Here is a 12,534-nt window from a genome sequence, read left to right as displayed (position 1 = left end):
TTTTTACCTGTCCTTCTTTTGATCGATATCAACCCAATCGTCTCGACAGAACACAATAAGCCACTACCGCCAGAGCCACCCAGTTCAGTCCTGATTGATCTGGAGAAGAGAATCGGCGAAGCAGTACAGCAGAGACTGCAGAAGTCCGGGCAAAGCAGCCAGCCATACGGCCTGTAGGACATCAAAGAGTTTTTACTTTGCGGAGCGCACGCCCCGCGCTCACCCAAACGAAAATAAAAATAATAGGAGCCGCTTTTATGCTGCCTGTGCGCCGATCAGCAATATATCTGACCATATTTCTACTATCTGGGTCGTCCTTGCTTCCAGGGATGGCAGCCCAGCACACACTCGCCTCCTCCAAACGGCCTATCGATTATGCCAATGGGCTAGTTGGCACTGCGCCATTGGATAATCAAAAGTTCATTGGGAATGCGCCGCCACCCGGTGAACGACTCTACTCAGGATTCACCTCTCCGGGAGCAACACTGCCACACAGTTCAACAGAGCTTGCGCCGATCAATGTGAATCTGGACCTCGTCTATCCCGCGGGGGTGGGATCATCCTACTTTTATCCGAACCGCACCATCATGGGGTTTTCGAGCGGCTCGGAAGATGGGCCCACAGTCACAGCTATGGTAGGCGACTGGACTGTTCCTCCGGACCGGAGTGCGTCTGTCTATGACAAGGCCCGTGAAAAATCTTCGCCAGGATATTACAGCGTTTACCTGAACGACTTCAGCACGCTGGCGGAGATGACCGTGACCCAGTGGACTGGAGTTTTCAGGTTCACGTTTCCGCAAACCGAGAAAGCGCACATCGTATTCGACCTGGGCCATGCCGGCGGAGAGGTCGAAGTTGTAGATGACCATACACTGCGCGGTACATCGAAAAATGGCAGAACATTCTTTGTCGCTGAATTTTCAAAGCCCTTCAGCACTTCCGGGACATTCAAGGGTTATCCTCCCACTTATACGAACAGAGATGAATCTTTGGTCGGTTACAGCGATGTGGAGCCGGGGGCACACACTATCTCCGGAGACTACGCCGGCGCCTATCTACGGTTTGCCACGACGAAGGGCGAACAGGTTCTAGTAAAGGTCGCGTCTGGTCTCAGCTACTCCATCGCCGAGGCGAGGTTACGAGCAGAAGATCCAGGATGGGATTTCGATCGTATAAAAACTCAGGCCGAGACCGCATGGGCGAAGAAACTTGACCCGATCGAAGTGAAGGGTGGAACGGAGAAAGAAAAAGCACTGTTCTATTCGTGCCTCTATCATTCCTTTGCCAGTCCGCGCTTGATGGCGAGAAAGGGTGAGCAGTTCACCGGTTTCGATGGGAAAGTCCGCACCGCTGAATATGACCGCTATGGCCAGGTACCGTTATGGGATACCGGACGCAATCAGGTTGTTCTCCTCACACTTCTGGAGCCCGATGTAAAGCTGGACATTCTGCGCTCACAACTCGATATAGCTCGAGAATCCGGCTATATGGGCACGTCGTTCCATGGCGACAACGCAGTTCTGATGTACCTGGGAGACTGGGAGCGTGGCCTGAACTTCGATTGGGCCGCCGCCTATGAATATCTACGCAAGAATGCGACGGATGCACACGGACCCAGAGGCTATCTTGCGGAGTACATGCAGAAGGGGTGGATTTCGGATGTGATTCCGAAGGGTAATCCGAGCCCTCCCTATGCTGGCGGTAAAGCCGGAGCGGCTACGACGCTGGAGTATAGCTGGGACGATTATGCTCTCGCTCTCTATGCCAAAAAACTTGGCAAGGAAGACGATTATGATCTATTCCTAAAGCGGGCTCATAACTACCAGAATGTGTTTGATCCCTCTGTCGGATTCATACGCGGAAGAACTGAAGACGGGAAATGGATCTCACCATTCGATCCCAAAGAACCCTACTACAACTTTATGATGAAGGAAGCCTCCGGCTGGTCAACCCTGTGGCTTGTTCCCCACGATGTTCAGGGCCTAACGAATCTTCTGGGTGGGCGGGATGCCTTTGCTGCCAAGCTGGATGAGTTCTTTAGCACTCCCTATACGGCAAAAGGCATCTGCCGCGATTGCACCGGAATCATCGGCCAGTATGTACAAGGTAATCAGCCCGATCAACAGGCAGCCTATTACTACGACTGGGCCGGCCAGCCATGGAAGACCCAGAAGCTAGCGCGGCAAATCCTCAAAGAGATGTACGGCAGCGATAGTACTGGCCTCGCATTCCCAGGAATGGACGACCAGGGTTCGACATCGTCCTGGTATGTGATGAGCGCTCTGGGGTTCTATCCAGTCGATCCCTCCAGCCCGAACTATATTCTGGGAAGCCCTCTCTTCGATGAGGCGACCATCCACATGGGCAACAAAAAAGATTTCACGATTGTTGCGCACAACAACTCAGCAAAGAACATCTACATCCAATCCGCAACGCTCAACGGAAAGCCATGGAACAAACCGTGGTTTAGCCACTCCGACATTATTGATGGCGGACGACTGGTGTTGAATATGGGGCCGGTCCCCAACAAGAACTGGGGCAGCGCACCGGATCAAGCACCACCTTCAATGTCGGCCTCCAATAGGTGAGTTCCTTTTCATGGAATTCACCTCGCCACTTAACGAATGCAGAAGAATAGGAGAGACCAGAACATGCTCTTGAGTGCAAAATGGAACTTTCGCCTTTGCCGTTTGCTCTTCACGACGTGGAGCCTGTTTTTCATCTTTACACCCGCCCCGAAAGCAGATGTTCCAGCTCATTCGGAGAGCGCTGCCTGGAGCCAACGCTCCTCATTGGCGATTCATAGCCTTCAATCCTGGTACGACGAGCAAACCGGCCTTTATAAGACAACGGGCTGGTGGAATTCGGCAAACGCCCTGACAACACTGGCCGACTACTCGAGGGTTACCGGCTCCCGAGAGTTTGATTCCGTCTTTCGGAATACCTTATCCGCTGCCCAAAAAACTTCTCCCGGATTTATCAATCGTTTTTATGATGACGAAGGGTGGTGGGCGCTGGCATGGATCGATGAATATGACATTACTCACGACCAGCAATACCTTAAGGCTGCGGAATCTATTTTTGCAGATATGTCCGGTGCCTGGGATGACACGTGCTCCGGAGGAATCTGGTGGAGCAAAGATCGTAAATACAAGAATGCCATTGCCAACGAGCTTTTTCTTTCTGTGGCCGCAGAACTCGCGGTCCGAGCGAAGAGCACGCAGAGCCGTACGGAATACCTTTCCTGGGCAAAACGCGAGTGGCAGTGGTTTTCTCGTTCCGGCATGATCAATGCCGATCACCTGATCAATGACGGTCTTGACTCAAATTGCACCAATAACCACCAACAAACATGGACCTACAACCAGGGCGTTGCTATAGGTGGGTTGGCCGAGTTGTACAAAGCTGACCATGACTCTTCCCTTCTCGCCGAAGCTCATACCATCGCCACTGCCACACTCTCTTCACCTACTTTGATCGACAGGCACGGGATCTTACATGAACCCTGCGAGCCGAACTGCGGCGGGGATGGATCACAGTTCAAGGGTATCTTTGTACGTAACTTGCTGTCTCTCGACGAAGCAGCACCACAGTCAGAATATGAAAAATTTATAGATACCAATGCAAACAGCATCTGGGCTGGGGCACAGCCGCCGGACTACCACCTCGGCCTGATCTGGGCTGCACCGTCCGGAGAGGTCAATGCGAGCACGCAGAGCTCTGCGCTAGACGTGCTTGTAGCCGCAACGGCAATATCAAAAAGAGACGGACGGGCTTCACTTCATAAGTGAAGCCCCGTCCGCCTCTTTCTTGCCTCTTACTTCTTCGTCTGATTCGTCTGAGACTGCCGCAGCAACTTGAAGAACACATCCGGCCGCACCACTTCAAACTGCGAACCGAGCGAAGCAACCAGCGTCTTTGCATCAGCCGGCATCATGTTCCACGACTCCAACCCAGCCGCCACAAAGAGCGGGCTCGTTCCGTTCCAGCTCGCAGCGATACTCGCCAGTTCCGTGATTCCGCTTGGTGCATCGTTCACACCTAGTAGCGTGGCCACGGGCAGACCATCGATGAGGCTTGCCTGGCTCGTAGTCTCGTAGTTGTACACAACGCCCTCGAGGCCTGGAGTGTTCCGCTTGTACAGGTCCACAAGACTGGAAGATAGCGGCAGGTCTGTGCTGTTATCGCGGTTGTAGGCAAACAGTGTATGCATGCCTGTCCGCTGCATGTACGCGCCACTGCGGCTTATGAATTTGGGCAGAGTGGAAGCCGGCCACATCACAGGATAGGTGTAACCCGCCCCTGATGGTCCCGCAACGAGCAGATCGTTCTGAGTCTGTGTCTGCTGGTAATAACTCAACATAGCCGGGGCGATATCGAACAGCAACACGCTGATACTCCATCCCAGCGGTACCTGCCCACGGGTCGGATCGTCCCACATCTGGCGCATCCGATGCTGATCATATTGGACGTTGTCGCCTTCAACCATAGTCAGCGAAAGATAGATCTTGTTGGAGAGTTGAGGAATTGAGGCGGGAGGTTGATACGTTTTGATAAGTGCCCGTACGCCACTGAAGACGCTGGCGTTGTACAAGTCATCCGCGGCCACAACAACCGTCGAGTGTTGTGCGCAAAGTGTCACGCCCGACATTTCGTCTCCATTTGGAAACCAGCCCAGATAGGCCGTATTAGGCTCGACAGTCTGCAGTATCTGCGCGAATAACGCTGCCTCTTCCGCCACGTTGGGATCGAGCCAAAAGACAGGGGCTCTGGTCGCCACGATGTAATCACGGAATAATGGATTCACCACCTGATAGCTTGGCTGGGTGCTAGTCGCCGTCACAAAGTATTGGTTCCACATCAGCGTGGAAAGCGTGAGTGTTTTGGTTCCGACCGGCGGCGTGAATTTATAGATGAAGTAGTTGGTCCCATCCGCGAATCGCCATCCACCTGACGCTATCTGCGAGCTATCGGGGTCAAAGAGAAAGGGTGTCTCAGCATCGGTACCCGGTTGAAACGATGCGATCACATTGCCATCCGCCGTCACCGTCACCTGGGAGACTGATGGCCCCCAGCCAGTGTTCGAATACGCATCCTGGTACTGCACGTAAACGGATGGCTTGTCGAGGAACGCCGATAAGTCTGCCGTGTAGGTCGCCTTATTCGACCCATCCGTTATCGGCGCTGTCACCTTGAGCAGCGTGGTCCACTGAACATTCGCCGTCGTCTGCGTAGTGGATGGGCTGATCGCTGTCACAAGCCGCTTGGTCAGATTGGGCCACACATTTTTGAGGGCGTACTGATACATCGCGAGTTTGTTCGAGAACCGGCCGCGCAGATCTTCCAAAATAGGCAGGTGGTAGAGGTTAGCCAGATCAGCCGTCGCAATCACCGCATTGTGAACCCCAGCCAGCGTAGTCGCCAAATTGATCGTGTCCGGCAAATTAGGATCGTAAACAATTGCGCCGCGCACCTCTGAGCGATAGCGCTCGAACAGGGACCAGGGCTCAGTTGTCACCGTATAGGGAACATGGATCGTCTTCAGCCATTCCAGGTTTGTGGGATCAGTACCCCAATAGAAATAGAGCCGCGGGCGGGTACGATTCACGATGCCCTGCAGGGACACCAACAATCCCTGCTGGTCACCGTCGAGTGCCGAAAGATCAGCAGCATCCAGATGAAAGGCCTCGGGAAACACGGGCAACGCTCTATCCGGAGGCCAGTAGAACTCCGAAGAGCCGTATAGATTTACAGCCGTTTGTGAGTAAGCCGCAAGGCCTGCGGCGCTTGACCCGGCGGCAGCGCCGCTCAGGACCAGGAATTCTCTGCGAGATATGGACATAACTCATCCTTTGCGCGGGATTAAATCCTTGAAGCGCCAAGAGGCAATATCTACAAAACCAAGCAATAGGCTGAAATGGTAACGATTCCAGCCAGAGGAGAACTATAGCGACGCCTACGAGTAACTGTCAATTGTAAAGACCGCATTTACGGGTATTTTTACGGATTGAATGATTCAACTTAGCCATCCACCGGTAGTTCCAACCCAGCAATGAACTATGCGTTACGCTTTTGTGTAACTGTCCTCGAGGAGTCTTACTGTCTTGATCGCCCTACACCGTGTTCTTGCTATCTCCATCCTCAGCGTCGCTTCCGTCTCCGCCACGGCTCAGTCTGGCCCCTCGAGTTCCGGTGTCTTCGTGCTCCATAAATTCGCCAAGGCTATCGGCAAAGAGACCTATTCCATCACGAAGGTGGGTGATGAGTACACACTGACTTCCGACTTTCTCTTCACGGATCGCGGCTCGCCTGTGCCGCTCAAGAGCGGTTTCACCGCGAAGACCGAAGGTATGGTGCCTGTGAGCTACTACACCAAGGGGCGAGTGAGCCGGCAGACCGAGATCGACGAAACCATGAGTGTGCACGACACGAACCTCACCCTCACACGCGAGAAGGGCGACGAGACGAAGAGCTACACCCTGACGCCTGCAGGTCCATGGTTCATCACCGATGGCTACTCACCCGTCGCCATGCAGGAGCAGATGATGCGCTGGTGGCTCAGCCACAACAAGCCGGCGGAGTTCACGGTATACCCCGCAGCGACCAAGGTGCACATCGCCCCCGCGGAGACCTTGACCATCGACCAACACGCCGCGCACGGCTACACCATCAGCGGCCTCATCTGGGGACAGGAGACGCTGTGGATGGACGACGCAACGGATCTGGTCGCGCTGGTCAGCACCGATGCCGAGTTCGACCACTTCGAAGCCGTGCGCGAACCCTACGCCGCACAACTCAGCACCTTCATCTCCGCAGCCGTAAAGGCGAACCTCAAAGAGCTGGGACGCCTAAACGCCATGGCACGTATGCCTGAGGCGAAGAAGCTCGCCATCGTAGGCGCGACACTCGAGGACTCGACAGGTGCACCTGCCGTGAAGGACTCGGTCATCGTGATCGCAGATGGCATGATCACCGCGGCAGGACCGCGCAACGAAGTTAAAGTGCCGATAGATGCGACCGTGCTGGATGCGACAGGCAAGTTCGCCGTACCGGGTCTTTGGGACATGCACGCACACTACGAGCAGGTCGAGTGGGGACCCATCTATCTCGCCGCAGGCGTCACCAGTGTGCGCGATTGCGGCAACGAGTTCGACTTCATCCGCACAGTGCATGACGAACTCGACCGCAAGCAGAACCCCGCCGTCGGCCCGCATCTTGAGTTCGCAGGCATCATCGACGGAACCGGGAAGATCTCGCTAGGCGCCGTCATCGCCGACACGCCCGAGCAAGCCGAGGCGTGGGTGCAGAGATACAAAGATGCCGGCGCGAAGCAGATCAAGATCTACAGCTCCGTGAAGCCAGAGATTGTTAGAGCGATCACCGCCGCAGCGCACAAGCACGGTATGACCGTCACCGGCCACATCCCCGAAGGTATGACGGCCATGGACGGCATCGCCGACGGCATGGACCAGATCAACCACATCACCTATGATGTGCCGTATTTCGCTCTGCCAGCTTCCACGCCGGACGGGAAGCCTGACCCAACCAAGCCTCCTGTCTTCGACCCGCAAACGGAGACCGCCAGGGCTTTCATCAAAGCCCTGCAGGAGCACCACATCGTGCTGGACCCCACAGTTGCGGTGTTCGAAAGCTACCTCCACACCAAGCCCTTCCAGGAGCTCGAGCCGGGAATCACGCATGTGGCACCGCAACTGCGTGAGGCGCTGGAAAGCCCCGCCCTTACCGGTGACAGAGCGGTCAGTGCCGACAGACGCTGGGCCAATATGATGGGCACCTTGCGAGCGCTGCACGCAGCGCGAATCCCCATCGTTGCCGGCACAGACCAGGCCATACCCGGATACTCGTTGCATCGTGAGCTCGAGCTCTATGTGGAAGCTGGCTTTACGCCGCTGGAAGCGTTGCAGGCTGCAACGCTGGTTGCGGCGAAGGCTGTTGGGGTAGAGAAAGAATCAGGCTCGCTGGAGGTCGGAAAGCGTGGCGATGTGCTGCTGCTCGATGCAGACCCCATGGAGGATATTCACAATACGAGGAAGGTCTGGAGGACGGTAGCCGCGGGGGCTGTTTATGATCCCGCACCGTTGTGGCAGAGTGTGGACTTTAAGCCGTAGGAGTTTGTACCGTTTCCCTGCTCGCATTGGCGTAATCGCAGATCGACGATCAACGCCTACTGAAAGCGCAGATATCCCCAGCGGTCTGGAACGTGCATGTTGATGACCCCCTGCGGCGACCATACCCAGTTGTCCTCTTTCGGATTCCCTGGCTTCCACTCCACGCGGCTGAAGTTGATGCGCCACACCGTACCCGTCTGTGGGGGCGGGACCTTCTGGCGCGAGTTGAACGCATCCAGCGGGTAGGCGATCTCGAGCGTCCACCCCTGGTCTTTGTCCTTCGCATCGTTGATCGTACCCTGCACCGCGACCGCTGTCTTCAGTCCGGCGATGTCCCAACTACTGTCGGGCCTGCCTCCTTCGCTATAAGGCCTGCTTAGAAAGAGATCCCATCCGGTGTTGAACGCGTTCATCTCGAACTCGTAATAGCTCTCCGTCTGCGGAAGCGGCTTGAGAAAGAGCTCGAAGTCGTTGTCGTGAAAGATCACGGAGTCATGCTTCCGCAATGTAGCGGTAACATTCGACTCCTGCAGTTCGGCCGCTATGTAGAGATACTTGTCATCCCACAGCATCTTCACCCGCGTGCGAAAGCGCGGCGCCGGCATACCCGCGCCTTGAATATCCACAAAGTCCGACGTCCACTTCGCCTGCTTCCACGCCGGATCGTCCAGCTTCCCGTCAATCTGAATCGGCGTCGTAGTGCGGTGGCATTCATAGGACAGTGGCATCGTATGCGCCTCCTGCGGAGACGCAGCCACAGGCGCAACAAAAGCAGTAAGTGCTGCCACACAGAACACGTGGCAAAATGCGTAAAACGGTCGAATCATCGGTAGCTTCTCCCCACGTCTCGGACTACTCCTCATACTGCTCTGTTCGACCCATATTCGATGAATGATGAACCTTTCCTCAAACCGTGAGTTCCATTCGTTCAACCTGAGATCACTCGTTCCTAGAGCTATCCGATGACTTGCCCACTGATCGGAAAAGTTGTTGATGTGGCCAACGCTGATGGTCTCATGCTCAGGCAAGGTTAACACCCGTGTTTCTTTCCATGTGGGATCGGGCACACATGGACTACCTATGCCGGGGCGGAGTATTGTTTTTAAGAGCAAAAAGGAGACGGATGCGACGTCGTGATTTTGTTAGAGCGATGATTGCAGCGGCAGCAGCACCGAAGCTGTTGCTTGCGCAGGCCGTTAGTCCTGCCCCTCCTCCGGCTGCACCCGTGCCCTGGACGCTTGGGCTCAACGGCGCGACGCCAATTCCGAATACGCAAATCGAAGATGCTGTAGCCCAGGCTGGTTTGCGCTTCTTCACCCCTGCACAGATGGCCACTCTCGAACGTCTGAGTGACGTGCTCGTTCCTTCTCTCGGGGACAAACCCGGCGCAGTGCAAGCAGAGACGCCGGCCTTTCTAGACTTTCTTATTGGAAGTTCTCCAGTAGATCGTAGGCAGATGTATCGGGATGGTTTGGACTGGCTGGACGCAGAAGCGAGGAAGCAATTTTCAGTGCCCTTTGCGCAGTTGGAGACAGTACAAGCCGACCGCATCCTGCAGCCGTGGATGCGTGCCTGGATGCCCGATCATCCACCGATCGAGGCCCATGCCGACTTCATCAACATCGCGCATGCGGATATTCGCTCTGCAACCGTAAATTCCAAGGCATGGAGTGACACTCCTTCAAGTCCAGCGCAGGAGTCTACCCCAGTAGGCCTGTATTGGTATCCAATCGAACCAGATATCTATCCGAATAGGATCACTCGGATGCCTTTTACATCTCGCACTGACAGAGCAACTCCCTAGCTTCTGCTCCTACATAAGGCGTTGCAAAGGGACATGAAAACCAATCACCAAGGATTATGAGGGACATGACGAAAGAGCCGGTTGACGTACTTATCATCGGTTCAGGACATGCCGGTGGAATGGCTGCCAAGATTCTTACCGAAAAGGGCATCTCCTGTCTGATGCTGAATGCAGGTCCTGTTGTGGACGTAGCTCGAGACGCAAAGCAAGAGCCTGCCTACGCACTTCCATTTCGAGGATTCAAACCACCTGGCCGGTTGGCCCATGTTTTTCAATCCAATGAGTTCAACGCGAACGTATGGGTCGACGAGGAAGAGGTCCCCTACACGTATGATCCCGCGAATCCCTATAACTGGGTGCGTGTCCGGCTCTTCGGAGGCCGGTCCCTCTTCTGGTCGCGCCAGTCCTTTCGTCTCAGCGATTACGAGTTTAAAGCAAAGTCTCACGATGGTTTCGGCGAGGACTGGCCCATCAACCTGGCGGACCTTGCTCCGTACTACTCTCGTGCGGAGGATATTCTCCAGGTTTCGGGGCGCGCTGAGGGTATACCTCAATATCCCGATGGCAATTTCATTCCGGATGATGTGCCGTGGTCGTCTTCTATGCTGCGTTTCCAGGAGGCAGGGAAGCGTCTTGGAGTTCCTGTGTGCCGGGGGAGACGGGCTCATGGACGCGATGGCCTCGCCAGTTCTGTCAACCTGCTTCTCCCCGATGCCTTCGCCACTGGCAAGTTGGAGGCGCTTGAGAATGTTGTCGTCCGAGAGCTGACGACGGACAAACAGACAGGCCTTGTGGATGGTGCGCACTTCGTCGATCGGCTTACGCGACGCGAGATGAGCGTGAAGGCCCGTGTTGTTGTTCTGGCTGCGGGAACGCTTGAGAGCACGCGCCTTCTGATGAACTCTAATCTCGCAAACTCCAGCGGTGTGCTCGGTCATTACCTGATGGATCAGATTTATGGTGTTGGCGTTACCTGCTCCGTGCCTGAGGCGCAAGGCGGAAAAGCCACAGCGGAGTTAATGGGTGGCGCCGGAGTCATCCCACGTTTCCGCAACATCACGACGAAGTCCGACAAATTTCTACGTGGATATGCGATGAATGTCACCAGCCGCATGGGCGCGTTTGAGCCGCGAAACTTCGCCGCGTATGGAGCCGAACTCCAGAAGAAGCTGGATATGTATTACGGCAGCGCCTTCCACATGACGATCATGGGTGAGGTGCTGGGCCACTACGAGAACCATGTCAGAATCAACAAAGACGTAGTCGACGCCTGGGGTATTCCAGTGCTGCATATCGAGACAAAGTACACGGACAACGAGCACAATATGGCGCGGGATGCCGTGGACACCTGCGCGGCGCTGGCGGAGTCCTCTGGTTTTGAGGTGCTCTCGAAGAATGCCGAGCCGAATCCGCCGGGATATAGTATCCACGAGGTCGGGACGTGCCGGATGGGCAATGACCCGAAGCACAGCGTCCTGAATAAATGGAATCAGAGCCACGACATCAAAAACCTGTTTGTCGTGGATGGTAGTGGTTTTACCAGTGCGGGATGGCAGAATCCTACACTGACGATCCTTGCGCTTTCGATGAGAGCTTCGGAATATCTTGCGGAACAGATGCGTCAAAAGAACGTCTAGCTGTCTATCGAAGCATGGTTCAACCAACGGAAAAGAGGTTGTATGATTTCGCGAAGAAGCTTTCTTGGTAATGTCTCTGTCGCTGCTGCGTACACTGCGGTGACCTTCCGCACTCCTATGTCCTATGCAGAGCCGCTCGGTTTACCGCTTGGCCTTCAGCTGTATTCGGTACGCGAGCAACTCGCGAAGGATTATGAAGGCACACTCGCCCAGGTTGTCAGTGTTGGCTATCGGGAGGTCGAAGCAGCAGGCTTCTATCAACGAAGCGCAGCGGATGTGAAGCAGGCGATGCAGAAGGCGAACCTCCGGTGCGTAAGCGCGCACTTTCCGTTTGCTGACCTGCACGCGCGGTATGACGAGGTCCTCGCCTTCAGCAAGGAACTTGGCATTGGGTATCTGATCTGCTCCAGCCCTGGCTTTAAAACGCCCGCATCAAATGCAGGCTCAGATCGCGGGCGAGTACTCACGCTTGAGGACTGGCGCTGGAATGCGGAGCAATTCAACCTCCTGGGAGAGAAGGCTGCCGCCGCTGGCATCCATTTCGGCTATCACAATCATGTGCACGAATTCGCAGTTGTCGATGGTGTAGTCCCGTATATGGAGCTCTTGCGCATAACTGATCCATCCAAGGTAACGCTGGAACTGGATTGTGGCTGGGCAACCGTCGCTGGGGCTAAGCCGGTCGATCTTCTGCGGGATTATCCGGGTAGGTTTTCTATGCTGCATGTGAAAGATTTCAAGGCAAATGGCAGCTCAGTAGCAGGAGCCGGCGCGCATGAACCAACGGTGACGGAACTTGGCCTGGGAAGCATCGATTACCGTCCGATCTTCCAACAGGCCGCAAAAACTCAGAAGATCAAGCACATGTTCGTTGAGCAGGAAGCGTTCGATATGCCCTACATGCAGTCCTTGAAGGTAGACGCCGACTACATGCGCGGACTGAAGGTATAGGTCTTTGGGGATT

The 12,534-nt window shown here is 55.2% G+C and carries 8 protein-coding genes; 6 read left to right on the top strand and 2 right to left on the bottom strand.

Going from position 1 to position 12,534, the window contains the following annotated elements:
* Positions 1 to 257: 257 nt before the first annotated feature.
* Both GSQ91_RS08705 and GSQ91_RS08700 read left to right on the top strand, forming a co-directional pair.
* Positions 258 to 2,588, top strand: a complete 2,331-nt coding sequence (locus GSQ91_RS08705; RefSeq protein WP_158821150.1) for a GH92 family glycosyl hydrolase — start codon at positions 258 to 260, stop codon at positions 2,586 to 2,588.
* A gap of 63 nt (positions 2,589 to 2,651) precedes the next feature.
* On the top strand, positions 2,652 to 3,791 hold the full coding sequence (locus GSQ91_RS08700; RefSeq protein ID WP_158821149.1) for a glycoside hydrolase family 76 protein: 1,140 nt from the start codon (positions 2,652 to 2,654) through the stop codon (positions 3,789 to 3,791).
* 26 nt (positions 3,792 to 3,817) lie between these two features.
* Here the strand turns inward: GSQ91_RS08700 and GSQ91_RS08695 are convergent, their stop codons facing one another.
* Positions 3,818 to 5,842 carry a GxGYxYP domain-containing protein gene (locus GSQ91_RS08695; protein ID WP_158821148.1) on the bottom strand — a complete coding sequence of 675 codons (2,025 nt, stop codon included), beginning with the start codon at positions 5,840 to 5,842 and terminating at the stop codon, positions 3,818 to 3,820.
* 262 nt (positions 5,843 to 6,104) lie between these two features.
* On the opposite strand from GSQ91_RS08695, the gene GSQ91_RS08690 reads away from it, so the two are divergent.
* The gene (locus tag GSQ91_RS08690; protein ID WP_254064437.1) at positions 6,105 to 8,129 is read left to right on the top strand and encodes an amidohydrolase family protein; all 2,025 of its coding nucleotides are present in this window, start codon (positions 6,105 to 6,107) and stop codon (positions 8,127 to 8,129) included.
* Positions 8,130 to 8,185: 56 nt separating this feature from the next.
* Here the strand turns inward: GSQ91_RS08690 and GSQ91_RS08685 are convergent, their stop codons facing one another.
* Complete coding sequence (locus tag GSQ91_RS08685; protein ID WP_254064436.1) at positions 8,186 to 8,857, bottom strand: carbohydrate-binding family 9-like protein; 672 nt, start codon at positions 8,855 to 8,857, stop codon at positions 8,186 to 8,188.
* 395 nt (positions 8,858 to 9,252) lie between these two features.
* Between GSQ91_RS08685 and GSQ91_RS08680 the strand changes: the two genes are divergently transcribed.
* From GSQ91_RS08680 to GSQ91_RS08670, 3 genes are all read left to right on the top strand, one after another.
* Entirely contained in the window at positions 9,253 to 9,933 is a 681-nt protein-coding gene (locus GSQ91_RS08680; RefSeq protein ID WP_158821144.1) for a gluconate 2-dehydrogenase subunit 3 family protein, read from the top strand.
* Positions 9,934 to 9,998: 65 nt separating this feature from the next.
* The gene (locus tag GSQ91_RS08675) at positions 9,999 to 11,570 is read left to right on the top strand and encodes a GMC oxidoreductase (protein ID WP_158821142.1); all 1,572 of its coding nucleotides are present in this window, start codon (positions 9,999 to 10,001) and stop codon (positions 11,568 to 11,570) included.
* Between the two features lie 42 nt (positions 11,571 to 11,612).
* On the top strand, positions 11,613 to 12,521 hold the full coding sequence (locus GSQ91_RS08670) for a sugar phosphate isomerase/epimerase (protein WP_158821140.1): 909 nt from the start codon (positions 11,613 to 11,615) through the stop codon (positions 12,519 to 12,521).
* Positions 12,522 to 12,534: the final 13 nt, after the last annotated feature.

The organism is Granulicella sp. S156 (assembly GCF_009766105.1).
Lineage (GTDB): Bacteria > Acidobacteriota > Terriglobia > Terriglobales > Acidobacteriaceae > Granulicella.
Note: the sequence above shows the minus strand (reverse complement) of the source record. Positions and strands in the feature narration are given on the sequence as shown.